The 25914-nt window shown below is 72.5% G+C and carries 22 protein-coding genes; 9 read left to right on the top strand and 13 right to left on the bottom strand.

The genetic code is table 11. The annotated features are described in order from the left end of the window. The first annotated feature begins 3 nt into the window (after positions 1–3). The 4 genes from ACWD0J_RS08500 (at position 4) to ACWD0J_RS08485 (ending at position 5710) form a co-directional block, all read left to right on the top strand. Entirely contained in the window at positions 4–960 is a 957-nt protein-coding gene (locus ACWD0J_RS08500; protein WP_451494994.1) for a carbohydrate ABC transporter permease, read from the top strand. Continuing rightward, positions 957–1832, top strand: coding sequence for a carbohydrate ABC transporter permease (locus ACWD0J_RS08495; RefSeq protein ID WP_451494993.1), 876 nt, complete (start codon positions 957–959; stop codon positions 1830–1832). The genes ACWD0J_RS08500 and ACWD0J_RS08495 overlap by 4 nt, the downstream gene beginning before the upstream one ends. A 57-nt stretch (positions 1833–1889) precedes the next feature. After that, positions 1890–3473 (top strand): glycoside hydrolase family 13 protein, encoded by a 1584-nt coding sequence (locus ACWD0J_RS08490; RefSeq protein ID WP_451494992.1) that lies wholly within the window; start codon positions 1890–1892, stop codon positions 3471–3473. Between the two features lie 95 nt (positions 3474–3568). Further along, complete coding sequence (locus ACWD0J_RS08485) at positions 3569–5710, top strand: discoidin domain-containing protein (protein WP_451494991.1); 2142 nt, start codon at positions 3569–3571, stop codon at positions 5708–5710. Here ACWD0J_RS08485 and ACWD0J_RS08480 read toward each other — a convergent pair. The 4 genes from ACWD0J_RS08480 to ACWD0J_RS08465 are packed head-to-tail and all read right to left on the bottom strand — an operon-like array spanning position 5679 to position 9026. Continuing rightward, positions 5679–6488 carry an ABC transporter ATP-binding protein gene (locus ACWD0J_RS08480; RefSeq protein WP_451494990.1) on the bottom strand — a complete coding sequence of 270 codons (810 nt, stop codon included), beginning with the start codon at positions 6486–6488 and terminating at the stop codon, positions 5679–5681. The two genes, ACWD0J_RS08485 and ACWD0J_RS08480, sit on opposite strands and share 32 nt — an antisense overlap. A 20-nt stretch (positions 6489–6508) precedes the next feature. Next, positions 6509–7288, bottom strand: a complete 780-nt coding sequence (locus ACWD0J_RS08475; protein WP_451494989.1) for an ABC transporter permease — start codon at positions 7286–7288, stop codon at positions 6509–6511. Further along, positions 7285–8058 carry an ABC transporter permease gene (locus tag ACWD0J_RS08470; protein WP_451494988.1) on the bottom strand — a complete coding sequence of 258 codons (774 nt, stop codon included), beginning with the start codon at positions 8056–8058 and terminating at the stop codon, positions 7285–7287. Before ACWD0J_RS08470 ends, ACWD0J_RS08475 begins: the two co-directional genes overlap by 4 nt. Next, positions 8055–9026 carry an ABC transporter substrate-binding protein gene (locus tag ACWD0J_RS08465; RefSeq protein ID WP_451494987.1) on the bottom strand — a complete coding sequence of 324 codons (972 nt, stop codon included), beginning with the start codon at positions 9024–9026 and terminating at the stop codon, positions 8055–8057. Before ACWD0J_RS08465 ends, ACWD0J_RS08470 begins: the two co-directional genes overlap by 4 nt. Positions 9027–9174: 148 nt before the next feature. Here ACWD0J_RS08465 and ACWD0J_RS08460 point away from each other — a divergent pair, with 148 nt between their 5' ends. Beyond that, entirely contained in the window at positions 9175–9990 is an 816-nt protein-coding gene (locus ACWD0J_RS08460) for an IclR family transcriptional regulator domain-containing protein (RefSeq protein WP_451494986.1), read from the top strand. Here ACWD0J_RS08460 and ACWD0J_RS08455 read toward each other — a convergent pair. From ACWD0J_RS08455 to ACWD0J_RS08445, 3 genes are read right to left on the bottom strand one after another with little or no spacing between them, the layout of a single operon-like run. Further along, the gene (locus ACWD0J_RS08455; protein ID WP_451494985.1) at positions 9941–10876 is read right to left on the bottom strand and encodes a PDR/VanB family oxidoreductase; all 936 of its coding nucleotides are present in this window, start codon (positions 10874–10876) and stop codon (positions 9941–9943) included. The two genes, ACWD0J_RS08460 and ACWD0J_RS08455, sit on opposite strands and share 50 nt — an antisense overlap. Further along, a complete protein-coding gene (locus ACWD0J_RS08450; protein WP_451494984.1) occupies positions 10873–11082 on the bottom strand; it encodes a hypothetical protein in 210 nt (69 codons plus the stop codon). The genes ACWD0J_RS08455 and ACWD0J_RS08450 overlap by 4 nt, the downstream gene beginning before the upstream one ends. Continuing rightward, positions 11079–12146: an aromatic ring-hydroxylating dioxygenase subunit alpha gene (locus ACWD0J_RS08445; protein ID WP_451494983.1), complete on the bottom strand. Its 1068-nt coding sequence runs from the start codon at positions 12144–12146 to the stop codon at positions 11079–11081. The genes ACWD0J_RS08450 and ACWD0J_RS08445 overlap by 4 nt, the downstream gene beginning before the upstream one ends. Positions 12147–12462: 316 nt before the next feature. Between ACWD0J_RS08445 and ACWD0J_RS08440 the strand changes: the two genes are divergently transcribed. Continuing rightward, positions 12463–14514 (top strand): phosphocholine-specific phospholipase C, encoded by a 2052-nt coding sequence (locus tag ACWD0J_RS08440; protein ID WP_451494982.1) that lies wholly within the window; start codon positions 12463–12465, stop codon positions 14512–14514. 64 nt (positions 14515–14578) lie between these two features. Continuing rightward, positions 14579–15427, top strand: coding sequence for a phospholipid scramblase-related protein (locus tag ACWD0J_RS08435; protein WP_451494981.1), 849 nt, complete (start codon positions 14579–14581; stop codon positions 15425–15427). Positions 15428–15478: 51 nt separating this feature from the next. On the opposite strand, the gene ACWD0J_RS08430 is transcribed toward ACWD0J_RS08435, so the two are convergent. Together ACWD0J_RS08430 and ACWD0J_RS08425 are read right to left on the bottom strand one after the other, a co-directional pair. Then, positions 15479–16417 carry a hypothetical protein gene (locus ACWD0J_RS08430; protein WP_451494980.1) on the bottom strand — a complete coding sequence of 313 codons (939 nt, stop codon included), beginning with the start codon at positions 16415–16417 and terminating at the stop codon, positions 15479–15481. Continuing rightward, complete coding sequence (locus tag ACWD0J_RS08425) at positions 16414–17220, bottom strand: phosphatase PAP2 family protein (protein ID WP_451494979.1); 807 nt, start codon at positions 17218–17220, stop codon at positions 16414–16416. Before ACWD0J_RS08425 ends, ACWD0J_RS08430 begins: the two co-directional genes overlap by 4 nt. A gap of 217 nt (positions 17221–17437) precedes the next feature. On the opposite strand from ACWD0J_RS08425, the gene ACWD0J_RS08420 reads away from it, so the two are divergent. Further along, complete coding sequence (locus ACWD0J_RS08420; protein ID WP_451494978.1) at positions 17438–18052, top strand: TetR/AcrR family transcriptional regulator; 615 nt, start codon at positions 17438–17440, stop codon at positions 18050–18052. Between the two features lie 169 nt (positions 18053–18221). Here the strand turns inward: ACWD0J_RS08420 and ACWD0J_RS08415 are convergent, their stop codons facing one another. Next, the gene (locus ACWD0J_RS08415; RefSeq protein ID WP_451494977.1) at positions 18222–19238 is read right to left on the bottom strand and encodes a DUF2510 domain-containing protein; all 1017 of its coding nucleotides are present in this window, start codon (positions 19236–19238) and stop codon (positions 18222–18224) included. Positions 19239–19743: 505 nt separating this feature from the next. On the opposite strand from ACWD0J_RS08415, the gene ACWD0J_RS08410 reads away from it, so the two are divergent. Then, complete coding sequence (locus ACWD0J_RS08410) at positions 19744–22428, top strand: ATP-binding protein (RefSeq protein ID WP_451494976.1); 2685 nt, start codon at positions 19744–19746, stop codon at positions 22426–22428. Positions 22429–22839: 411 nt separating this feature from the next. Here the strand turns inward: ACWD0J_RS08410 and pcaDC are convergent, their stop codons facing one another. The 3 genes from pcaDC to pcaG are packed head-to-tail and all read right to left on the bottom strand — an operon-like array spanning position 22840 to position 25912. Further along, positions 22840–23967, bottom strand: coding sequence for a bifunctional 3-oxoadipate enol-lactonase/4-carboxymuconolactone decarboxylase PcaDC (gene pcaDC, locus ACWD0J_RS08405; RefSeq protein WP_451494975.1), 1128 nt, complete (start codon positions 23965–23967; stop codon positions 22840–22842). Further along, positions 23964–25310, bottom strand: a complete 1347-nt coding sequence (gene pcaB / locus ACWD0J_RS08400) for a 3-carboxy-cis,cis-muconate cycloisomerase (protein ID WP_451494974.1) — start codon at positions 25308–25310, stop codon at positions 23964–23966. Before pcaB ends, pcaDC begins: the two co-directional genes overlap by 4 nt. Next, complete coding sequence (gene pcaG / locus ACWD0J_RS08395) at positions 25307–25912, bottom strand: protocatechuate 3,4-dioxygenase subunit alpha (RefSeq protein WP_451494973.1); 606 nt, start codon at positions 25910–25912, stop codon at positions 25307–25309. Before pcaG ends, pcaB begins: the two co-directional genes overlap by 4 nt. Positions 25913–25914 lie beyond the last annotated feature (2 nt).

Raw genomic sequence — 25914 nt, 5'->3', positions numbered from 1 at the left:
CCGATGACCAGGACGGTTGCGCGGCGAGAGGCCGGGACGGTCGCCGTACGCCCGGTCAAGGCGCCGCCCCCGGCACGGGAGGCGAGGCGGCGCCGCCTCGCCGACCAGGCCCGCGCCTACGCCTTTCTCCTCGGCGGGCTCGTCTGCTTCGCCCTGTTCTCCTGGTACCCGGCGATCCGCGCGGTCGTGATCGCCTTCCAGACGTACACGCCCGGCTCCGACCCCGAATGGGTCGGCACCGCCAACTTCACCCGCGTGTGGCACGACCCCGAGTTCGCCGCCGCCTGGCGCAACACGCTCACCTTCACCCTGCTCGCCCTGCTGATCGGGTTCGCCGTCCCGTTCGTGATGGCCCTGGTCCTCAACGAACTCCGGCACGCCAGAGCCTTCTTCAGGGTCGTGGTCTACCTGCCGGTGATGATCCCGCCGGTGGTCAGCGCCCTGCTGTGGAAGTGGTTCTACGACCCGGGCGCCGGCCTCGCCAACGAGGCACTGCGCTTCGCCCACCTGCCCACCAGCAACTGGTCCAACGGCGCCGACACCGCGCTGGTCTCCCTCGTGGCCGTCGCGACCTGGGCCAACATGGGCGGCACCGTGCTGATCTACCTGGCCGCCCTCCAGTCGGTCCCCGGCGAGCTGTACGAGGCGGCCGAACTGGACGGCGCCTCGCTCCTCCAGCGCGTGAGGCACGTGACGATCCCGCAGACCCGGTTCGTCATCCTCATGCTGATGCTGCTTCAGATCATCGCGACGATGCAGGTCTTCACCGAACCGTTCGTGATCACGGGCGGCGGCCCGGAGAACGCCACGGTCACCGTCCTGTACCTGATCTACAAGTACGCCTTCCTCTACAACGACTTCGGCGGCGCCTGCGCCCTGAGCGTCATGCTCCTGGTGCTGCTCGGCGCCTTCTCCGCCGTGTACCTGCGACTGACCCGCTCCCGAGGCGAGGACACATGACCACCCGCACCCTCGTCTCCCCGGCGACCCTGGCCCGCCCGCGCGGCCGGGCCGTCTACTGGAGCGTCTTCACCGGCACCGTCCTGCTGTTCACGCTCGCCTTCCTGTTCCCCGTCTACTGGATGGTGAGCGGCGCGGTGAAGTCGCCGGACGAGATCGCGCGGACCCCGCCCACCCTGGTCCCCGAGCGGTGGCACCTCGACGGCTACGGCGACGCCTGGGAGCTGATGCGGCTGCCGACGCACCTGTGGAACACGGTGGTCCAGGCGTCCGGCGCCTGGCTGTTCCAGCTGGTGTTCTGCACGGCCGCCGCCTACGCCCTGTCCCGGCTGCGGCCCGCCTTCGGCAGGCTGGTCCTCGGCGGCATCCTGGCCACCCTCATGGTTCCGGCCCAGGCGCTGGTCGTGCCGAAGTACCTCACCGTGGCCGACCTGCCCCTGATCCATGTCAGCCTGCTCAACGACCCGCTCGCCATCTGGCTGCCGGCCGTCGCCAACGCCTTCAACCTGTACCTGCTGAAGCGGTTCTTCGACCAGATCCCGCGCGATGTCCTGGAGGCCGCCGAGATCGACGGGGCCGGGACGCTGCGCGTCCTGTGGTCGATCGTGCTGCCGATGTCCCGGCCCGTCCTCGGCGTGGTGTCGATCTTCGCCCTGGTCGCCGTGTGGCAGGACTTCCTCTGGCCGCTGATGGTCTTCTCCGACACCGAGAAGCAGCCCATCAGCGTGGCACTCGTCCAGCTGTCGCAGAACATCCAACTGACCGTGCTCATCGCCGCGATGGTGATCGCCAGCATCCCCATGGTCGCGATGTTCCTGATCTTCCAGCGGCACATCATCGCCGGGATCAGCGCGGGCAGCACGAAGGGCTGACGCCCTTCCTCCGAGAGATCCGAGAGATCCGAGAGATCCGAGAGAAAGGCACGCACCGTGGGACAGCCCGCCCCTGCCCGTTCGGACTGGTGGCGCTCCGCCGTCATCTACCAGGTGTACGTCCGCAGCTTCGCGGACGGCGACGGCGACGGCACCGGCGACCTCGCGGGCGTCCGCGCCCGGCTGCCGTATCTGGCCGGACTCGGCGTGGACGCCCTGTGGTTCAGCCCCTGGTACCTCTCCCCGATGAAGGACGGCGGCTACGACGTCGCCGACTACCGGGTGATCGACCCGGTCTTCGGCACGCTCGCCGAGGCGGAGAAACTCATCGCCGAGGCGCGTGAACTGGGCATCCGCACCATCGTCGACATCGTCCCCAACCACGTCTCCGACCAGCACGTCTGGTTCCGCGCGGCGCTCGCCCAAGGAGCCGAGCGGGCCTTGTTCCACTTCCGTCCCGGACGCGGCGAGCACGGTGAACTCCCGCCCAACGACTGGCGTTCGGAGTTCGGCGGACCGGCCTGGACCCGCGTCGACGACGGCGACTGGTACCTCCACCTGTTCGCTCCCGGGCAGCCCGACCTCAACTGGGCGCACCCCGCCGTCCGCCGGGAACACGAGGACATCCTGCGCTTCTGGTTCGAGCGGGGGGTGGCGGGCGTCCGCATCGACTCAGCCGCCCTGCTGGCCAAGGACCCCCGCCTGCCGGACCTCGCCGAGGGCCGCGACCCGCACCCCTACGTCGACCGCGACGAACTCCACGAGATCTACCGGGCCTGGCGGGCGATCGCGGACGAGTACGACGGCGTCTTCGTCGGTGAGGTCTGGCTCCCCGACACCGAACGCTTCGTCCGCTACCTGCGCCCCGACGAACTGCACACCGCCTTCAACTTCTCCTTCATGACCTGCCCCTGGGACGCCGGGCGGCTGCGCACCGCGATCGACGAGACCCTCGCCGAGCACGCCCCCGTCGGCGCTCCGGCGACCTGGGTGCTGTGCAACCACGACGTCACCCGCACGGTCACCCGCTACGGCCGCGCCGACACCGGCTTCGACTTCGCCGCCAAGGCCTTCGGCACCCCGACCGACCTCGCCCTCGGCACCCGGCGGGCCCGGGCCGCCGCCCTGCTGTCGCTGGCGCTGCCGGGAGCGGTCTACGTCTACCAAGGGGAGGAGCTCGCACTGCCCGAGGCCGGCATCCCGCGCGACCGCATCGAGGATCCGATGCATCTGCGCTCCGGGGGCACCGACCCGGGGCGGGACGGCTGCCGGGTGCCGTTGCCGTGGGCGGCCGACGAGCCGTACGCGGGATTCGGCTCACACGAGGAGCCGTGGCTGCCGCAGCCGGTCGACTGGATGTCGTATGCGGTCGACCGTCAGCGCGACGATCCCTCCTCGATGCTCTCCCTCTACCGCGAGGCGATCGGGCTCCGGCCCGTGTTCGGTGACGGGCCCCTCGTCTGGCAGCCCGCCCCGGACGGTGTCCTGGCCTTCACCAGGGCGGCCGGGACCGCCTGCGCGGTGAACCTCGCCGACACGCCTGCCGAACTGCCCGCACACAGCCGACTCCTGCTAGCCAGCGGCCCGTTGGACGCCACGGGCCGGCTGCCGAAGGACACCGCGGTCTGGCTGCGCACCTGACGCGCGCGGCCGGACCGGGTGACCGCCCACCCCGCTGTCCCCGCACCCCCACACGAAGGGATCAGCCCATGCACGGAAACAGAGCTGCCAGGGGCATGCCAGCAGCGATGGTCGTCGCCCTCGCCGCCGGTCTGCTCACCGCCACGGCCCCCGCCGCTCAGGCGGCCGCGGGCGCCACCCTGCCCTTCACCTCGGTCGAGGCCGAGTCCGCGACCACCACCGGCACGAAGATCGGCCCCGACTTCACCCAGGGCACCCTCGCCTCGGAGGCGTCGGGACGCCAGGCCGTACGGCTCACCTCGGGCCGGCGGGTGGAGTTCACCGTGCCCCGCGCGGCCAACGCTGTGAACGTCGCCCACAGCGTTCCGGACGGCCAGTCCGGCACGCTCGACGTGTACGTCAACGGCACCAGGATCGCGCAGACCCTGACCGTCACCTCCAAGTACTCCCACGTCGACACGTCCTGGATCGCCGGATCCAGGACCCACCACTTCTACGACAACGCCCGGCTGCTGCTGGGCCGGAACGTCCAGGCGGGCGACAAGGTCGCCTTCCAGTCGACCGGCACCGAGGTCACCGTCGACGTCGCCGACTTCGAGCAGGTCGCGAACGCCGCCACCCAGCCCGCCGGCTCCGTGTCGGTCACCTCCAGGGGCGCCGACCCGAGCGGCGCGGGCGACTCCACCCAGGCCTTCCGCCACGCGATAGCGGCCGCCCAGGGGGGAGTGGTGTGGATCCCACCGGGCGAGTACCGGCTGACGTCCTCGCTGAGCGGCGTGCAGAACGTCACCCTCCAGGGCGCCGGCAACTGGCACTCCGTCGTGTGTGCCTCCCGCTTCATCGACCAGACCTCCTCCTCCGGCGGCGTCCACATCAGGGACTTCGCGGTGATCGGCGAGGTCACCGAACGCGTCGACTCCAGCCCGGACAACTTCGTCAACGGCTCCCTCGGCCCGAACAGTTCCGTCTCCGGGATGTGGCTCCAGCACCTGAAGGTCGGCCTGTGGCTGACCGGCACCAACGACAACCTGGTCGTCGAGAACAGCCGCTTCCTCGACATGACCGCCGACGGCCTCAACCTCAACGGCAACGCGCGCGGGGTCCGCGTCCGCAACAACTTCCTGCGCAACCAGGGCGACGACGCGCTCGCCATGTGGTCGCTGTACGCGCCGAACACGAACAGCAGCTTCGAGAACAACACCATCACCCAGCCGAACCTGGCCAACGGCATCGCGATCTACGGCGGCACCGACATCACCGTCAGGAACAACCTGGTCTCCGACACCAACGCCCTCGGCAGCGGCATCGCGATCTCCAACCAGAAGTTCCTCGACCCGTTCCACCCGCTGGCCGGCACCATCACCGTCGACGGCAACACCCTCGTGCGCACCGGGGCGATGAACCCCAACTGGAACCACCCGATGGGTGCTCTGCGCGTCGACTCCTACGACAGCGCGGTCAACGCGACCGTGAACGTGAGCAACACGGTCGTCACCGACAGCCCCTACAGCGCGTTCGAGTTCGTGTCGGGCAGCGGTCGCGGCCATCGCGTCGACAACGTCCACATCAGCGATGCCACCGTGCGCAACACCGGCACGGTCGTCGTGCAGGCGGAGACACCGGGGACGGTCGGGTTCAGCGACGTCACGGCCACCGGGGTCGGCGCGGCCGGCGTCTACAACTGCCCCTACCCGGCCGGCTCCGGCACCTTCACCCTCACCGACGGCGGCGGCAACTCCGGTTGGGACACCACCTGGGCGGACTGCTCGACCTGGCCGCAGCCCGGCCAGGGCAACCCCGACCCGGACCCGGACCGCAACCTCGTCCGGGGCCGCCCGGCCACGGCGACCGGCTCGCAGGACGTCTACACGCCCGGCAAGGCCGCCGACGGGGACGCGGCCAGCTACTGGGAGTCCGCCAACCACGCCTTCCCGCAGTCCTGGACGGTCGACCTCGGGGCGAGCGAGCAGGTGCGCCGCCTGGTGCTGAAGCTGCCGCCGTCATCCGCGTGGGGCGCGCGCACCCAGACCCTCTCGGTCCAGGGCAGCACCGACGGCACGGCGTACTCCACGGTCGTCGCCGCGCAGGGGTACCGCTTCGACCGGGCGACCGGCAACACCGTCACCGTCGCCCTGCCGAGCGGGACGAACCTGCGGCACCTGCGGCTGAGCGCCACCGCGAACACCGGCTGGCCCGCGGCCCAGCTCAGTGAGGTGGAGGCGTACCAGACTTCGTGACCGGCACCGGGGCTCCGCGCTTCGCCGCCTGGATCTGCTCGTAGACATGGGTCCGCAGTTCGGCGAAGCGCGGGGCCACCCGGGTGTGCAACTGGTCGCGCTCGTCCGGCAGATCGACCTTGAGCTGCTCCTGCACGACGGTGGGGGAGGCGGACAGCACGACCACCCGCTCGCCGAGGTAGACGGCCTCGTCGATGTCGTGGGTGACGAACAGGATCGTGATGCCGCGCTCCCGCCACAGCCGCCGCACCAGGTCCTCCAGGTCGGCGCGGGTCTGGGCGTCCACCGCCGCGAACGGCTCGTCCATCAGCAGCACCCGGGGTTCGTAGGCGAGCGCGCGGGCGATGGCGACCCGCTGCTGCATGCCGCCCGACAGCTGCCAGGGATACGCCCCGGCGGCGTCCGCGAGATCCACCGAGTGCAGCGCGTCCGCGACCAGCTCACGTCGCCGCGCCTTGCTCAGGTCCTTCTGCTTCAGGGGGAGTTCGACGTTCTCGCCGACCCGCATCCACGGGAACAGGCTGCGGCCGTACTCCTGGAAGACGAAGGCCATCCCGGGCGGCGGACCGGTCACCTTCCGGCCCTCCAGGAGCACGTCGCCCGCCGTCGGCGCGAGCAGTCCGCCCATGCACTTCAGCAGGGTCGTCTTGCCGCAGCCCGACGGGCCCACCAGACAGACGAGTTCACCCGCGGCGACGGTGAAGGTGAGGTCGCGCACCGCCTCCACCCGCCGCCCGGACCCCTCGTAGACCTTCTTCAGGCCGCGTACGTCGAGCATGCTCTGCCCTTTCTCGGACGTCACCGGGACCGCCGGGTGGAGGCGCGCAGACCGTGGTACCAGCCGAGCGCCCGCCGCTCGGCCAGCTGGAACAGCACCGACAGCAGGAAGCCCAGCAGGCCCAGCACCAGGATCCCGGTCCACATGTCGGGGATCGCGAAACCGCGCTGGAACTGGACGACGGTGAATCCGAGACCGCTGCTGGCGGCGAACATCTCGCTGATGACCATGAGGATGATGCCGACGGACAGGGCCTGGCGCAGCCCCGCGAAGATCTGCGGGCTCGCCGAGCGCAGCACCACGTGCCGCAGGCGCGCGGCGCCCGTGATGCCGTACGAACGGGCGGTCTCCGCCATCACGGAGTCCACCGCCCGCACGCCCTCGACGGTGTTGAGCAGGACCGGCCACACGCAGCCGCTCGCGATCACGAGGATCTTCATCGTGTCGCCGATGCCCGCGAACAGCATGATGACCGGGATCAGGACGGGCGGCGGCACCGCCCGCAGGAACTCCAGGACCGGTTCGCACACCGCCCGCACCCGCCGGAAGGAGCCGATGACCGTGCCGAGGGCGACGCCCGCCACGGCCGCCGTCGTGTAACCGGCCGTGAGCCTGAGCACGCTGGGCAGCGCGTCCGTGCGCAGCCGCTCGCCCGTCCAGACGTCCGGGAAGGCGGCCAGGATGGTCCCGAGCGGAGGCCAGTACACGTCCGTGCTGTCGTCGGACGCCAGCCACCACACGGTGAACAGGACCGCGGGCAGCGCCAGGACGAACACCACACGCAGCAGGAAGCGCCTCACACCGCCACCTCCCCGCGCACCGACTGGTGCCAGGCCAGCGCCCGCCGCTCCACCGACCGCGCGCCCACGTTGATCAGCAGGCCCAGCAGTCCGGTCACCACGATCAACGCGTACATGTCCGGGACCGCCTGCGAGTTCTGCGCCACGGCGATCCGGGCGCCCAACCCGGGCGCGCCGATGACGAGTTCGGTGGTGATGGTGAGGATCAGGGCGACGGCCGCCGCCAGCCGCACCCCCGTCATCACATAGGGGAGCGCGGTCGGCCACAGCACGTACCGGATCCGCGCCCAGGTGCCCAGACCGTACGAGCGTGCCGTCTCCTCGGCGACCGGGTCGATGTCCTGCACGCCGTACAGCGTCTGGATCAGCACCTGCCAGAACGAGGCGTACACCACCAGCAGCAGGACCGAGCGCAGTTCCGTCCCGTACAGCAGGACCGCCAGCGGTATCAGCGCGACCGACGGGATCGGGCGCAGGAACTCGATGGTGGAGGCGGTCGCCTCCCGCAGATACGGCACGACCGAGAGGACGAGGCCCACGACGATCCCCGCGCACGCCGCGACCGCCAGCCCCACCGCCCAGCCGGTGAGGGTGTCGCCGAGCGCCGTCCAGAACGTGCCGTCGGCGAGTTCGCCGGCGAAGGCGTCGGCGATGCGGCTGGTGGGCGGGAAGTACGCCTCCTTGACCAGGCCGAGCCGCGGCACCGCCTCGCCCAGGGCGAGGAAGAGAACGAGTCCGGCCGTACCGAGTGCGATGTCCAGACCCTTCACGGCAGCAGCTTGTCCAGGTCGGGCTCCGCCTTGAACAGGCCGTCGTCCTGGCCCAGTCGGCGCAGCGTCTCGATGGAGGCGCGGTTCGCCTCGGCCGGCCACTTCGGCAGCGTCACCTGCTCCAGCACCGGGGCCGGGATCTTCGTGTACGTCGTGACGATCGCGCGGACCTCGTCCGGGTGGGCGTCGGCGTACGCGAGGGACTCCGCGGTGGCCGCCTCGAACTTCCGCACCACCTCCGGGTTCTGCTGCGCGTACCGCGTGGAGGTGAAGTACATGGCGACGGTGAGGTCCGGGGCGACGTCGACCAGGGGCGAGGCGATCTCCACGCCGCCCTGGCTCCTGACGGTGGCGCTGGCCGGCTCGACCACGCTCACGGCGTCGATCTGGCCCTGGTCGAGGGCGGCGGGCATCTGGTCGAAGGCGAGCTCGACGAACGTGACCTTGTCGGGGTCGCCGCCCGCCTCGCGCACGGCCTCGCGCACCGCGGTCTCGTTGATGTTCTTGAGGGTGTTGATGGCGACCTTCTTGCCCTCCAGCTGCTTCGCCGAGGTGATGGCGCTGCCCTTCTTCACCATCAGGGCGTTGAAGTCCTTGCCCTGCACGCCCGTCGAGGCGATGCCGTTGACCACGGCCTTGACGGGCACGTTGTTGGACTGGGCGATCATCAGCGACGTCACGTTGCTGAAGCCGAACTGGAACTGGCCGCTGACGACACCCGGCACGATGGCCGCGCCGCCCTGCGCGGTGGTGACGGTCAGTTTCAGGCCGTGTTTCTCGTAGAAGCCCTTCTTCTGCCCGAGGTAGACGGGCGCCACGTCCACGATGGGGATGAGCCCCAGCTTGACGGTGGTGGTGCCGCCGGACGACGCGGCCTTGCCCGGCGTACCGGAGTCATCGGACGAGCCACAGGCCGCCGTGGCGAGAAGGAAGGTGCCGGCCGCGAGACCGGCGAACAGACGACGCATGGCTCCTCCTGTGCAGACTACGGTGTTCCGACAGGTTGTGCGCACACCGCACACTAGTGCTCGGCCGGGGTGGAGGGAATGGAGAGACGGCCGTCCGGCACGGTCAATGGGCAAGGATGGCAAGGCCGTTGACAGTCAGGAGGGCGTCATGCCCGAACCGGTCCGCGCACCGCACTTCGTGAGGTCCTTCGAACGGGGCCTCGCCGTCATCCGCTCCTTCGACGCCGAGAACCCGGCGCGCACGCTCAGCGAGGTGGCCCGCGCCTGCGATCTGACCCGCGCCGCCGCCCGCCGGCTGCTGCTCACCCTCGCGGATCTCGGATACGTCCACTGCGACGGCCGGCACTTCCGGCTCACCCCGCGGGTCCTGGAGCTCGGGTACGCCTACCTCGCGGGCCTGACGCTGCCGCAGCTCGCCGAGCCGCACCTGGAGCAACTCGTCGCGGAGATACGGGAGTCGTCGTCGCTGTGCGTGCTGGACGGCGACGACGTCGTGTACGTCGCCCGGGTGCCGACCCGCCGCATCATGTCGGCGACGATCACCGTGGGCACCCGCTTCCCGGCGCACGTGACCTCCGTGGGCCGGGTGATCCTCGCGGACCTGCCGGAGGAGGAGATCGACGCCCGTCTCGCCCGCGCCGACCTGCGCCCCCTGACCGCGCGCACGGTCGTCACGCCGGACGCGCTGCGGGCCGAACTGCGCCGGGTGCGGCGGCAGGGGTACGCGCTCGTCGACCAGGAACTGGAGGAGGGGCTCCGGTCGGTGGCCGCCCCGGTGCGCGACCGGGACGGACAGGTGGTGGCCGGCGTGAACATCGCCGTGCACGCCGGCCGTACCTCCGTGGCCTCGGTCCGCGGCGACCTGCTGCCGCACCTGCTCACCGCGGTGGCCCGGATCGAGGCCGACCTGCGGATCACAGGTCCAGCACGAGCCGCTTCCCCCGGCACCGGGACACACAGATGAGCATCGTCTCGCCGGCCTCGCGTTCCTCGTCGCTGAGCACCGAGTCCCGGTGGTCCGGAGTGCCGTCCAGGACGTCCGTCTCGCAGGTGCCGCAGGTCCCCTCGGTGCAGGAGAACAGCACCTCGACACCGGCGGCGCGCACGGTGTCGAGCACCGACACGTCCGCGGGGACGGTCAGCGTACGGCCGCTGCGGGCCAGCTCGACCTCGAATTCCGCGTCCGCGCCCGCCCGTTGCACCTTCGGCTGGAAGCGCTCGACGTGCAGCGCCCCGGCCGGGCACCGCTCCTCCACCGCGTCCAGCAGCGGCCCGGGACCGCAGCAGTACACCAGGGTGCCCTCGGGCAGGCCGTCGAGCACCGGCGCGAGGTCCAGCAGCCCCGCCTCGTCCTGGGGAGCGATCGTGACGCGGTCGCCGTACTCGCGCAGTTCCTCGGTGAACGCCATGGACGCGCGCGTGCGGCCGCCGTACAGCAGGCTCCACTCGGCGCCCGCCGCCTCGGCCGCGGCCAGCATCGGCACGATGGGCGTGATGCCGATGCCGCCCGCGACGAACCGGTAGCGGGGGGCGGGCAGCAGCGGGAAGTGATTGCGCGGACCGCGCACCCGCACCGTGTCGTCCTGCGCCAACCGCTCGTGCACGTAGGCGGATCCACCGCGCCCGTCCGGCTCGCGGAGCACCGCGATGCGCCACGCGGTGCGGTCGGCCGGGTCACCGCACAGCGAGTACTGCCGTTCCAGACCGGGGCCGAGGACGACGTCGATGTGGGCGCCCGGCTCCCAGGCCGGCAGCGGCTCGCCCAGCGGGTGGCGCAGGGTCAGGGCGAGCACGCCGTCGGCCGCCGGCTCCCGGCGGACGACCACGAGTTCGGCTTCGTACGCGCTCATGAGCTGTTTCCCCGTGGCTCGTGTCCTTGCGGTTCGTGCCCTTGCGGGTGGGCCAGCATCCACTCCCACATCTCGACGGGGTCCTGAGAGGTGTGCTCGCGACCGCAGTGACAGGTGCCGTGCAGGACGTCCGTGCCCGGCAGCCAGTCGATGCGGTAGACCTCACGCGGCCGGTCGGGGAAGAGCTCCGTCACAGGTTCCGTCACAGGACCTTCTCCACGGGCTTGTCGCCCTCCTCGACCAGCCGGGCGAGGATACGGCGGGCGGCGAGGCCCCCGGTGTCGATGTTGATGCTCAGCTCCTGATAGCCGGCCCGCTCGGTGCCGAGCGTCTTCTGCAGCAGGTTGAGCGCGTCGACGTCCTGCATGACCACGGTGTGGTTGTTGCCCCGCAGGAACTCGGTGACCTCGGCGTTCTCGGTCGCCCAGTCGCGCGAGACCATCCAGAAGTCGTACACCTTGCCGTCGTCGGACGGGGTGATGGCGTACGTGATCTCGGTGTGGAAGCCGTCCGGGTCGGTGCCGTCCGGCTCCAGCTCCACGCCGACCGGTGCGATCCGGCTGTGCAGCAGGTACAGGCACGGCGCGTGGTACTCGATGTCCTGCCAGCGGGTGATCCGCCCCTCGATGCCGGTGGACTTGGCGTAGAACGGCGGGCAGGCGGCGTCGTCCATGCGCCGGCTCACCCGCACGATCCCCGCGCCCTCGTCGACCTCCGTGGTGATCGGCGTCTCGGCGACCTCGGGGGTGCCGATGTACCCGCCGTGCAGATACGTCTCGTGGGACAGGTCGAGCAGGTTGTCGACGAGGAGACCGTAGTCGGCGTCGATCGGCTCCATGCCGCGGACCGTGACCCAGCCGGGGGAGTCGAGGTGCCGGGCGCGCGGGATCGCCCGCGGGTCGGCGAGCGCCGGGTCGCCGATCCACACCCAGACGAGGGAGTCCTGCTCGACGACCGGGTAGGACGCGACGCGGGCGGTGCGCGGGACGCGTTTCTGCCCCGGCACGTACACACACGTGCCGGTCGTGTCGTAGGTGAACCCGTGGTAGCCGCACACGATCCGGTCGCCGTCGAGGCGGCTCTCGGACAGCGGGTAGCGGCGGTGCACACAGCGGTCGTGCAGGACGACGGGCGTGCCCTCCTCCTCCGTGCGGTAGAACACGAGCGGCTCACCGAGGATCGTCCGGCCGAGCAGCTCCTCGCGGCCGACCTCGTGGCTGTAGGCGGCGACGTACCACTGGTTCCTGGCGAAGGCGGTCATGTGAGGCATGGAAGCGGCTCCCGTCTGTCTTCGGTGGCGCCATCATCCGGAAGGACGTCGCGGTGCGGCAATGCCCCTTCCGTCTCGCGGAAGGCACGGCGCGACCTCTCCGGCTCCGAGGCCGGCACGTGTGGCTTACCGGCTCCGGGGCCGGCACGTCTGCCGTACCGGCCCCGGGGCCGGCACACCTGGCGTACCCGCGACCTTCACATCGGCGCCACCACACCCTTCCCTGACGTTCGGTGCTCTTGGAACACTCCGAACGCGCGCAGTCCGTCATCACCCGGGCGGTCTCACCCCTCGAAGCGAAGAGGTTCCCTCAGCCATGCCCGAAGTCAACCGGCGCAGATTCCTCCAGCTCGCGGGCGCCACCACGGCGTTCACCGCACTGTCGAACAGCATCCAGCGCGCCGCCGCGCTCCCCGCCAACCACCGCACGGGGACCATCGAGGACGTCGAGCACATCGTCGTCCTGATGCAGGAGAACCGTTCCTTCGACCACTACTTCGGCGCGCTGCGGGGCGTCCGCGGCTTCGGAGACCCGCGCCCGGTGACGCTCCCGAGCGGCAAGCCGGTCTGGTACCAGTCGGACGGCACCAAGGACCTGCTGCCCTTCCGCCCGGACGCCGACGACCTCGGCATGCAGTTCCTCGAAGGCCTGCCGCACTCCTGGCCCGACGGGCAGGCCGCCTACCACGACGGCGCGTACGACCGGTGGGTGCCCGCGAAGGGCGCCACGACCATGGCGTACCTGACCCGTGAGGACATCCCGTTCCACTACGCGCTCGCCGACACCTTCACCGTCTGCGACGCGTACCACTGCTCGTTCATCGGGTCGACCGACCCCAACCGCTACTACATGTGGACGGGTCACACCGGCAACGACGGCCGGGGCGGCGGACCGGTCCTCGGCAACGACGAACTGGGCTACGGCTGGACGACCTACCCCGAGCGCCTGGAGGAGGCCGGGATCTCCTGGAAGATCTACCAGGACATCGGCGACGGCCTGGACGCGGCCGGATCCTGGGGCTGGATCCAGGACGCCTACCGCGGCAACTACGGCGACAACTCGCTGCTCTACTTCGACACGTACCGCGACGCCGAGCCCGGCGACCCCTGGTACGACAAGGCCCGCACCGGTACCGACGTGAAGAACGGCGACGGCTACTTCGACCTGCTGAAGGCCGACGTCAAGGCCGGCAGGCTGCCGCAGATCTCCTGGATCACCGCCCCCGAGGCCTTCTCGGAGCACTCCAACTGGCCCTCCAACTACGGCGCCTGGTACATCGCCCAGGTGCTCGACGCGCTCACCTCGAACCCCGCGGTGTGGGCGAAGACGGCCCTGTTCATCACCTACGACGAGAACGACGGGTTCTTCGACCACGTCGTGCCGCCGCTGCCGCCCCGCGACGCCGGCCAGGGCAGGTCCACGGTGGACGTGGGCCCGGACCTCTACCAGGGTGACCCCCAGCGGGCCGCTGGCCCCTACGGGCTCGGCCCGCGGGTGCCGATGCTGGTCGTCTCGCCCTGGAGCAAGGGGGGTTACGTCTGCTCCGAGACCTTCGACCACACCTCCATCCTGCGCTTCATGGAGCGCCGCTTCGGCGTGCGCGAGCCGAACATCTCGCCGTGGCGCCGGGCGGTCTGCGGCGACCTCACCTCCGCCTTCGACTTCTCCCGCAGGGATCCCCGGCCCGCCGCGCTGCCCGACACCGACGGCTACGAGCCGCAGGACCGCGACCGCCACCCCGACTACCGGCCCATCCCGCCCGCCGACCCGCGCCTGCCCCGGCAGGAACGCGGTCTGCGCCCGGCCCGGCCGCTCAAGTACGCGCCGTACGTGGACGGTTCGGCGGACACGTCCGCCGGGACGTTCACGCTCACCTTCGCCTCCGGCGCCAGGGCCGGCGGTGCCTTCCACGTCACCTCCGGCAACCGCGCCGACGGTCCGTGGATGTACACCACCGAGGCCGGCAGGACCGTCGCGGACACCTGGAGTTCGGCGTCCTCGGAGGGGTCGTACGACCTGACCGTGCACGGTCCCAACGGCTTCCTGCGCGTCTTCAAGGGGGCGGACAAGAAGGCCGGACCTGAGGTCAGGGCGCGGCACACCGGCGACGACGTCGAGCTGACGTTCACCAACAGGGCGTCCCGCACGGCCCGGTTGAAGGTCGCCGACGGCTACGGCGGCCGGGCCAGGACCTTCACCGTACGGGCCGGCACCACCGTGCGGCACACGGTCGACCTCACGGCGAGCAGGCGCTGGTACGACCTGACCGTCACGTGCGAGGCCGACCCGGCGTTCGTGCGGCGGTTCGCCGGACATGTCGAGAACGGGCGTCCGGGTGTGAGCGACCCGGCGGTCATGACGGAGTGAAGCCTGGTCCGGGGCGGCTCACGGGGCTGGCCAGAAACCGATGGCGCCGGGGTAGTGTGCCCCGGTGACCACGCAATCGAACACACCTGCAGGCTGGTACCCCGACCCGCACGGGGCTCCCCGGACACTCCGTTACTGGGACGGTGCGCAGTGGACCGAGCACACCAACGAGGACCAGCAGCAGGGTGCGGCGCAGGCCCGGCCGGGGCAGCAGGCGGCCCCGCAGATGCCGCAGCAGCAGGCCGGAACGGACCAGCGCGTGCAGCGCCAGGTGCAGCAGCAGGCCGGGGTCGCGCAGAGCGGCTCCGGCGGCGGCAGTCTGTTCACCGAGCCGGTCCTGGTGGTGAACCAGAAGGCCAAGCTGATCGAGCTGACCAACGAGTACAAGGTCATGGACCAGAACGGCAACCAGCTCGGCTCGGTCGTCCAGGTCGGGCAGAGCGCGCTGAAGAAGATCCTGCGCTTCGTCGCCAGCATCGACCAGTTCATGACGCACCGACTGGAGATCCGCGACGCCTACGGGCAGCCGGTGCTGCTCCTGACCCGGCCGCGGAAGTTCCTCAAGTCACGGGTGATCGTGACGCGTCCCGACGGTCAGCCGGTCGGCGAGATAGCCCAGCAGAACATGATCGGCAAGATCAGCTTCGCGATGAAGGTGGACGGTCAGCAGATCGGCGCGATCAAGGCGGAGAACTGGCGGGCCTGGAACTTCGCGATCGTCGACCACGCCGAGAACGAGGTCGCCCGGATCACCAAGACCTGGGAAGGCCTCGCCAAGACGATGTTCACCACCGCGGACAACTACGTCCTGCAGATCCACTACCAGCTGCCCGAGCCGCTGCTGAGCCTCGTGGTGGCGACGGCGCTCACCGTCGACACCGCGCTCAAGCAGGACTCGCGCGGACTGGGCTGAGCCCGCTCACTCCGGTCACCCGCTCGACCCTGTTCACGCTGTACACCCTGTTCACAAAGGGGTGAGGTGTCCCGGCTCCGACGGCCGGGGCACCAGCACCGGTTCGGCCGTCGCCGAGCCGGGTGCCAGCGCCAGCACGGCCGCCACCGGGTGATCGTCCTGCGGTGCGACGTGCGGTGCCGCCCGGGTCAGCAGCAGCACACCCCAGGACGCGAGGCCCGCTCCCGCCAGCGCGAGGAGCACGCCCGCCGCGCCGCCCTGCAGCCGCTCGCCGAGCAGGACCAGCCCGATCGCCGCGGCGGCCACCGGATTGGCCAGGGTGACCACCGCGAGCGGGGCACCGAGCCCGCCCCGGTAGGCGGTCTGGGACAACAGCAGCCCGCCCGTCGCGAGGGCGGCGACGAGCAGCGCCACCCCGATCACCTCGATGCTGAGCAGCGGGCCGGAACGGTCGGTCGCCGCCACCGTGACGGTCTGGGTGAGCGCCGAGGCGACCCCGGAGGCGAAGCCGGACGCCGTCGCGTGCCGCAGGCCGGGGCGGGCACCCGGCCGCGCCAGCATGCCGATCAGCGTCGCCGTCACGCCCGTGACCGCCAGCGCCTCGGGCACGTTCAGCACGTCGTCCGGCGCGGGCCCGGACGCGGTGACCAGGATCGCGGCGAGTCCGGCCAGCGTGAGCGCGGTGCCCCGCCACTCCACCGCGCTGACCCGCCGCCCCGCGACCCGTGCGCCCAGGGGCACGGCCGCGACCAGGGTGAGCGCGCCGAGCGGCTGGACCACGGTCAGCGGACCGTACGTGAGGGCGACGACGTGCAGCAGCGCGGCCGCCGCGTTGAGCCCGACGGACCACCACCAGGCCCCCGCACCCAGCAGCCGCAGCAGGCCCGAGCCGGGGCTGCGGGAGGCCAGGCGCTCCTGGGCGACGGCCGCGGCCGCGTAGGCGACGGCGGAGAACAGGGACAGGACGACGGCGAGCAGGGTGGCGTTCATCGGCCCGCTCCGACCAGGACGTCCCCGTCGGCCGGCACGAGCCGGTCCGGCACCCGGCCGGCCGTGGACACCGTCCGGTGCGGAAGGTGGATCACCGCGAGCGCGGCACCGAGCAGGGCACTGGCCGCGAGCGTGTCCAGCCAGTAGTGGTTCGCCGTCCCGACGATCACCAGCAGGGTCAGCAGCGGGTGCAGCAGCCACAGCCAACGCAGGCGGGACCTGGTCGCCACGATCAGGCCGATCGCCACCATCAGGGCCCAGCCGAAGTGCAGCGACGGCATCGCCGCGAACTGGTTCGACAGGTGGTCGGTCCGCGGCGGGCCGTACACCGAGGGGCCGTACACCCGCGCGGTGTCGACCAGACCGGCCGCGGCGAGCATCCGCGGCGGGGCGAGCGGGAACACCAGGTGCAGCACCAGGGCGGCGGCGGTCAGCGCGGCGAGGGCGCGGCGGGCCCGGACGTAGTGTGCGGGGCGGCGCAGATAGAGCCAGACCAGGAAGGCCGCGGTGGCCGGGAAGTGGACCGTGGCGTAGTAGGTGTTCGCCAGGTGCGCGAGCGTGTCGCCGTGCAGCAGCAGGGACTGTACCGAGCCCTCGCCCGGCAGGTGGACGGCGCGCTCCAGGTCCCACACGCGGTGCGCGTTGCGGAAGGCCTCGGCGGTGTGGCCCGTCGCCAGCTGCCGGCCGGACTTGTACACGAGGAAGAGCCCTGCGACGAGCAGCAGCTCACGGACGAGCGGCGGGCGCGCTGTCGCGGCCGGTTCCGCTCGGGACGCTCGGGAAGGCTCGGTGCGGGCATTCATCCCCCGGCCCTTTCGCTGACGATGGTGCGTGTGCCGGCAGCGGACGAGCTGGTGACTCGCGCCGTACCGGAAAGTCATCGGTACGGGTGCGTACCGATACGCCAGTGTACCGATACAGCTGCGTACCGGTACACTGGCGTATCGATTGACATGCGACACACGGGAATCACTGGGATGCCGGCCCTGGGCCGCCGGACCGAGCGAGGGAGAAGTGCTGATGACGTCGCAGGCCGCGGACGGACCGGAGACGGTCGCCGCCTCGCGCCGCTCCAAGATCACGCCCGAGCGTGAGCGGGAGTTCTTCGACGCCGTCCTCGAACAGATCCGTGAGTGCGGCTACGACTCCGTGACCATGGAGGGGATCGCCGCCAGCACGCGGTGCAGCAAGTCGACGCTCTACCGGCAGTGGCGGACCAAGCCCCAGTTCGTGGCGGCGGCCCTGCGCGCCAGCAGGCAGGTGCGGTTCGTCGGCATCGACACCGGTTCGCTCGCCGGGGACCTGCGTGAGGCCGCGCGGGCGGCGGGCGCCTGGTCGACGAGCGACACCAAGCTGGTCCACGCGCTCGGTCATGCCGTCACGCAGGACGACGAGCTCGCCCGGGCGCTGCGCGAGGCGCTCGTGGATCCGGAGATCGCCGCGCTGAAGGAGATCCTGTGGCGGGGCGTGCAGCGGGGCGAGGTCGCGGCGGACCATCCGGCGCTGGAGTACGTCCCGGCGCAGATGTTCGGCGTCCTGCGCGCCCGGCCCGTCCTGGAGGGAAAGTACGCCGACCCCGCATACCTGGTCCGCTTCGTGGAGGCCGCCGTGCTGCCGGCCCTCGGACTGGCCTGAGACCCGGGCCGCCGTCCACGGGATGACCGGACGGCGACCCGCACGCGCCGCACCGTGGGGACGGGGGCGGCGCGCACCCCCCGGCCGGGTGGGGTTCCTCTTGAGCGGAGAGGCGCCCCACCCGGCCGACGCGCGTCCCGGATGCCGGGGTGCCGGGGATGCCGGCGTGTCAGACGTCCTGGCCGCTGCCGCCGCCCGTCGACACCTTGATGCCCTTGGTGATGTCGTCGATGACGGACTGCGACTCCCCGACGTCGACGCCGAAGCGGACGACGACCATCTGCTGCGGGTTCGCGGGGGAGGGGAAGGCCAGCGACTGGACGTACCCGTCGGAGCCCTTGCTGGTGACCGCCTTCCAGCGGACCAGGTAGCCCTTCTGCCCGGCCACGGTCACCGCCTCGGAGGCCAGCACGTCGTGCGAGGTGAGCTCGCCGTAGCCCTTGCCGTACGACTCCTCGGCGTTGACCGAGATGTCCGCCTTCGCCACCTGCTCGGCCGTGGATCCGCTGGTGCCGAGCGCGAGCGCGGGCGCCGAGTAGGCGCCGCCCTTCGTGCACGTCTGGGAGGTGTCGCCGGGGCAGTCGTAGGAGTCGTCCGACGTGACCTGCGCCCCCACCGAGATCTCCTGGCCGTACCAGCCGTCCGGGATCGGCAGGCTGATCCCGTCGATCGCGTCGGTCACCGACCCGCTCTCGATCTTCGGCGCCTCGGACTGGCCGGGCGCCGGCGACTGGTCGGGCTCGGGGGACTGACCACCCGACCCGCCGGACCCGCCGGAGCCTCCCGGCCCCCCGGAGTCGCCGAACGGGCCGCCCTGGCCGCCGGACCCGCCCGGCCCCGGCTGCTGCGAGGTGGCCGTGCCGCCGTTCCCGCCACCACCGTCGGACAGCGCGTACACGCCCGCACCTATGCAGGCGAGGACCACGACGGCCGCGCCCACCGCTATGCCGGTGCGCAGCGCGCGCCGCGAGCCGCCCGGCGGCCGGCCAGGGTATCCCGGGTGGCCGGGATACGCCGGGTACGCCCCGGGGGCCGGCACCGGCGTCGGGGGACCCCACGCGGCGGCCGATCCCGCGGGGCGGGTCTGGTCCGTCCATGCCTTACCGTCCCACCAGCGTTCGGTGGCGGGAGCGTCACTTGTCTGCCCGGGGTCGGGATACCAGCCGGGGGGAGTCTCCTGCGTCATGCCCCCACCGTATGAGCACTCGGTGAAAGAGGGATGAGAGGGATCCCGTCAGGCCGGCCCGATTCCGGCATGTTTCCGTCAAGTTCGGCTGGTTCGTCCCACGCAGGCCGGTTCGGCTCGTTCGGCCGGTTCGGCTCGTCCGGCCCGTCCGGTCCGGTCCGGCCTGGGCGGCGCCGGCAGCGGGTGGGCCGGCCTGACAGGGGTGGTGCCGGCCGCCCGCGTCGCCGGCCAGCGCCTACGTCCGGCGCGGCCAAAGAGCAGACGCCCCCCACTCCCGAGACGTGCCTCTCCCCGGCGCCGATGACCTTCCCCGGCCCGTCGCGGGACGGATTCTGACGGACAGTCAGAGAGGGTGACGGCTGGTCACGGGCGCGTCGCGTCGACCGCCCGTACCCGAAATCACCCGTCACGGCAACAGGTACCCCGACCGGCCTCCGCTTCGGCAGCCGGAGGGCTACGCTCGAGTTCTGTACGTCGTTCGGGCGACTGTGGGGGAGGGAACGGGATGACGGAGGTCGGGCCCACGGCGGCAGCCTCGGCCGCCCTGTGGGAGCGCGAGAAGGAAGTCGACGCCGTCGTACGGGCCATCGAGGCCCTGCGCGCCGACGGTTCCTCCGCGGGCAGCCTGCTGGTGATCCGGGGCGAGGCGGGCTTCGGCAAGACCGCCCTGCTCGCCGAGACCCGGCGCATCGCCGAACGGCACGGCTGCACGGTGTGGTCGGCCCGCGGCGGCGAGACCCTCAGGTCCGTCCCCTTCAACGTCGTACGGCAGTTGCTGCAGCCGGCGCTGCTGTCGCTGATGCCGGAGGAGGCCCGTGAGTACCTCGGCGACTGGTACGACATCGCCGGTCCCGCCCTCGGCATCACGGAACCCGGCGAGCGGCAGGCCGACCCGCAGGGCGTCACCGAGGGCCTGGTCGCCGCGGTGCGCCGGCTGGCCCGCCGGGACTGGCCGCTGGTGCTGCTGATCGACGACGCCCACTGGGCCGACCAGGAGACCCTGTGCTGGCTCGCCGCCTTCGCCGAGCGCCTCGACCACCTGTCGGTGCTGGTCGTGGTGGCCCGCCGCCCCGGCGAGGTGACCGGCGAGAGCGCCCGGCTCCTGGACGCCGTCGCCGCCACCGCGGGCCGCCCCGTCACCACCCTGAGCGCCCTCACCCCGCAGGCGACCGCCGGCCTCACCCGCGCCACGCTCGGCGACCACGCCGACGCCCCGTTCTGCCGCGAGGTGTGGGCCGTCACCGACGGCAACCCGTACGAGACCGTCGAACTCCTCGCCAAGGTGCGTGACAGCGCGCTGGAACCCACCGAGGCCGCGGCGGGCGAACTGCGCGCCCTCAACCGCGCGGCCCGCGGCGGCGGCCTCGTCGCCCGCCTGGAGGAACTCGGCATCGACGCCACCCGGTTCGCCTGGGCGGCCGCGATCCTCGGCACCGGCATCTCCGTCGACCTGGTGGCCAAGCTCGCCACCCTCAGCCGCGCCGAGGCGGTGCGCTGCGCCGAACTGCTGCGCAACGCCCGCATCCTGACCGCCCCCGACCCGGCGAACGCCCAAGCGGGCGGCGGCGAGCTGGAGTTCGTCCACCCGCTGATCGCCACCGCGGTCTACGACTCCATACCGCCGGCCCTGTGCACCGCGATGCACGGCATCGCCGCCCAGGTCGTCACCGACTCCGGCCTCGGCGCCGCGGCCGCCTCCCGGCACCTGCTCCAGGTCCACCCGGACGACGACGAGGAACTCGTCGAGCAGTTGCGCGAGGCCGCCCGGGACCATCTCGCCGTCGGCGCCCCCGACGCGGCCCGCCGCTGCCTCGAACGCGCTCTGCTGGAACCCCCGCCGGCCGAGGTGCACGCGCGCGTGCTCTACGAACTGGGCTGCGCCACCCTGCTGACCGCGCCCGCCCGGACCATCGACCAGTTGCAGACCGCGCTCGCCATGCCGGGCCTCGACGGCGCCGCCCGCGTCGACGCCGTCTTCCGCCTCTCCCAGGCCCTCCTGCACAACGACCAGCTGGAGGAGGCCGTCCGCACGGTCGAGGCGGAGGCCGCCCGGCACGAACCCGGGCCCGCCCGGATGCGGTTGCAGGCCGTGCAGTACATGTGGGAGGGCATCCACGCGGGCGAGGCCACCTCCCCGGGGCGCTCGGAGCGCCTCGCCGGGCTCGCCCGCGGCTGCACCGGCCGGGACAACGCCGAGCGCGCCCTGCTGATCCTGCGCGGCTTCGACGCCATGACCCACGGGGAGAACGCCGAGGAGGTCGTCGAACTGTGCGACCGCGCCCTCGTCAACGGCCTGCTCGCGCCCGGACTGGGCTGGACGGACACCGAGTGGGGCGTCGAACTCCCCATGATGCTGGCCTCCTCGTACGCCTACACCGACCGGCTCGACCGGGCGGACAGCCTGTTCAACGAGGCCCTGCGCGCCTACGAGTCGGCCGGCTGGAGCGGCGGCCACCTGGCCTTGGCGCACGCCTACGTCGGCCTCGGACACCGCAGGCGCGGCCGGCTCCGGGAGGCGGAGGCGTCCCTGCGCGAGTCGCTGCGCATCGCCGAACGCGTCGGCCGCGGCCTGCCCCTGTACTGGTCGGCGACCTGCAACCTCGTCGACACGCTGCTCGCCCGCGGTCATGTCGACGAGGCCTGGTCGATCGCCGAGCAGTACGGCTTCGCCCCGCCCTACCCGTCCACCATCGTGCTGCCTGACCCCCGTTCGGTGCGGGGTCGTCTCCTGCTCGCGGTCGGCCGCTTCGAGGAAGGCGTCAACGAACTGGAGGCCGCCGAGAAGGCCGCGGCCGCGCGCGGACACCACAACCCGGTGCTGGTGCCGGGGGCCGTCGACCTCGCCCGCGCCCTCGCCGTGGAGGACCCGGGCCGGGCCGCCCAGCTCGCCACCGACACCCGCCGGCACGCCGAGCGCTTCGGCACGGACACCGCCATCGGTGAGGCCCTGCGCTGCGCCGCCGCCCTGGAGACCGGCCAGCGCGCGGTCCGGCTGGCCGCCCAGGCGGTCGCCTACCTGGAGGCCTCGCCCTGCCAGTACGAACACGCGGCGGCCCGCGTCGAGTACGGCATCCTGTCCCGCTCGGTCGTGGAACTGGAGCGGGGCCTGGCCCTGGCGCGTTCCTGCGGGGCGGACGGGCTGGCGGTCCAGGCGAGCGCGATGTTGGAGACGGGGCGCGGGCTGGGGTAGGCCGTCGGCGGGCGGCTGCGCCGGGTGCAGCACGTTCACCGCGACGGCGCTGCCGTCCAGTTGCCCGGTGAGCAGGCGGGTGTGGACGGCGAGCGCGAGCGCGCTGCCGCGGTACGCCGAGATGGCGCCGTGGCCGCGGGTGAGGTGAGGGGGCGCCGACGTCGGCGGGCTCCTGGCCGCCGAGAGCCGACGCCGACGATCCACGCGGGCGCCTTGGCGCCCTGGCGCATCGGCACGCGGCGTGGGCGGCAGGGCGCGGGTCGGCGCGACCGGCACCAAGCAGTCGACCGCCGACGGCAGTTCATGCCCGTCGGCGCTCACCTCCCGGCCCGACAGGACATGTCTCCACCCTGGGCACGGGACGCGGACGCGGGCGTCGGCGAGGTGCTCCTGACACCGCCACCGCCAGGGTCACCCGGCCGTGCCGTCCTCCTCCGCGAGCACCCGCTGGGCCGTCGCGAAGGCCGAGTTCGCCGCGGGCACCCCGCAGTACACGGCCGTCTGCAGCAGCACCGCGCCGATCTCCTCGGGCGTGAGCCCGTTGCGCCGGGCGGCCCGTACATGCATGGCCAGCTCGTCGTAGTGGCCGTGCGCGACCAGGGCCGTCAGGGTGATCATGCTGCGCTCGCGGCGGGTGAGGGTCGTGTCGGTCCAGATCTCGCCCCACGCGTAACGGGAGATGAAGTCCTGGAAGCGCGCGGTGAACGGGGTCTGCCGGGCCTGCGCCCGGTCCACGTGCGTGTCGCCGAGGACCTGGCGCCGTACCTCCATGCCCCGCTTCGCGCCGCCGTCGAAGTGCGCTCGCAGGGCCGTGAGCACCGCCTGCGGGCACTGCGCGGGCGCGAGATGCGAGGCGCCGGGGATCTCGACGAGCGCGGCGCCGGGGACGGCGTCCGCGATCTCCCGCAGATGGGCCGGCGGGGTCGCCGGGTCCTGCCGGCCCGCGACCAGCAGGGTGGGTGTGCGGATGCCGTCCAGCCGGTCCCGCAGGTCGAACGCGGCCAGCGCGTCGCAGCACGCGGCGTACGCCCCGGGGTCGGCGTCCCGGTGGTCGCGCACGAGTTCCGGCACGGTGAACCCGTCGGTGAACCAGCGGGCGTCGGCGCTCTGAGCGAGCCGGTCCAGGCCCTCGCGCCGGACCTGCTCGGCCCGCTCCCGCCACGGCTTGGAGCCGTTGAAGTGGGCCGAGGAGCAGATCACCGCCAGCGACGACACCCGCTGAGGGTGGTGCACGGCCAGGTGCAGCCCGACCGCGCCGCCCAACGACACGCCCGCGTAGGCGAACCGGTCGACGCCCAGGGAGTCGGCGAGCGCGAGCACCAGGCCGGCGAGGTCGGCGACGGTCGCGCCGGGACCGATCAGGCCGGCCGCGGAGCCACCGTGGCCGGGCAGGTCCCAGCGGATCACCCGGTGGGTGACGGACAGTTCGGGCGCGACCCGGTCCCACAGGGCGTACGACGTGCCCAGCGAGGGCCCGAGCAGCAGCGGGGGAGCGGTGGCGGGCCCCTCGGTACGGTGGTTGAGCAGCCGGTCGGTCAACGTCGCTCCAGAGCACGGTCGGTGAGGGCGGCGGCGGCACCCGTGTAGCGGGCGGGGTCGGTGAGCTCGTCGAGGTCGACGTCGAGGTTCGTCAACTCGGCTTCCCCGGCCAGGAGTTCGCGCAGGAGCCGGCCCTCGCTGTACGTACGCCGGGCCAGGTCCGTGAGCAGGGACTTGGCCCGGGCCCGGCCGAGCAGCGGTGCCAGCACGGCGGACAGCCGCTCGGAGACGATCAGCCCGTGGGTGAGGTCGAGGTGGTGCCGCATGGCGCCGCGGTGCACCCGCAGTCCCTCGGCCAGTTCGGCGGCGTCCCGGGCCGCGCCGCCGACCAGCCGGAGCAGGTCCCGCAGCGGCTCCCACTCGGCGTGCCAGGCCCCGGCCGGCCGTTCGTCCTGCGCCACCAGCGACCCGTACAGCGTGGCCGCGAGCTGCGGAGCACGCCGGGCCGCGGCCGCGAGCAGCGTGGAGCGGACGGGGTTCGCCTTGTGCGGCATGGCCGACGACCCGCCGCCGCTGCCCTCGGTCACCTCGGCGATCTCGGTGCGGGACAGGGTGAGCACGTCCGCGGCGACCTTGCCCAGTGCCCCGGCGGTGAAGGCCAGCGCGCCCGCGAGGTCGGCGACCGGGGTGCGCAGGGTGTGCCAGGGCAGCGCGGGCGCCCGCAGGCCGAGCTCACGGGCGTAGGCCTGCGGCACGGCCGCCGGGTCCGCCGCGCCGTACGCCTCGAACGCCGCCAGCGTGCCGGCGGCGCCCCCGAGCTGGGCGGGCAGCGCGTCCCGTACGGCCGTCGCCCGGTCCCGCGCGTCGAGCACCAGCGACCGCCATCCGGCCGCCTTGAGCCCGAACGTCGTCGGTACCGCGTGCTGGGTCAGGGTCCGCCCCGCCATCGCCGTGTCCCGGTGCTCGGCGGCGAGCCGGGCCAGTGCCCGCTCGGTGCGGCCGAGGTCGTCCAGGACGAGGGCCAGGGTCCGCCCGGCCACCAGCATCGTCGCCGTGTCCATGATGTCCTGGCTGGTGGCGCCCCGGTGGACGTACGGGCCGTACTCCTCGCCGACCGCCTGCGTCAGGTCGGCGACCAGCGGGATGACGGGGTTCCCGCCGCTGCGCGCGCGCCGCGCGAGCGAACCCGCGTCGAAGCGGCCGGCGTCGGCCGCCCCGGTCACCGCCGTAGCGGCCTCGGCGGGGGCGAGCCCCAGCGTGGCCTGGGCGCGGGTCAGCGCGGCCTCCGCGTCGAGCAGCGCCTGGAGAAAGGCGCCGTCGCTCGTCGCGGACGCGGCGGGGGAGTCCGCCCACCCGGGGGCGAGCAGACCGGTGTCCGAGAAGGCGGACGACGCAGCAGTCACTGGAACTCCAGGAAGACCGTCTCGCCTTCGCCCTGAAGGCGGATGTCGAAACGGTACGTGCCGTTGCCCTGGTCCTCGGCGATCAGCGTGTCGCGCCGCGCCGCGTCCAGCCGCGCCAGCAGCGGGTCCGCGGCCAGCGCCGCCTCGTCGCCCGGCAGGTAGATCCGGGTGAACAGGTGCACGAGCAGCCCGCGCGCGAAGACGCACACGCTCAGGTACGGGGCGCTGCGCCCGCGTGCCCCCGGCCGCAGCGTGCGCGCGGACCAGTGGCCGCTCGCGTCGGTCTGCACCCGCCCCCAGCCGGTGAACTCCACGCCGTTGCGGCCGAGGAAGCCGCCGCTGGCCGGGTCGCGCCGCATCGAACCGTCGACCGTCGGCAGGTTGCCGTCCGGGTCCGGCCCCCACAGCTCCACGAACGCGTCCGGCAGCGGCCGGCCCTCGCCGTCGTAGACGTGTCCGTGCAGGGCGATCGTGTCGGGGTGGCCGAGCGGGGCGATGTCGCCGCCGCCGGGAAACGGCAGGGCGTGGCCGTAGAAGGGTCCGACCGTGTGCGACGGGGTGGGCAGCACGGTCTCCGGACGACTTGTGTCGATCTTCGTCATGG

Source organism: Streptomyces sp. NPDC003011, assembly GCF_053591515.1.
Note: the sequence above shows the minus strand (reverse complement) of the source record. Positions and strands in the feature narration are given on the sequence as shown.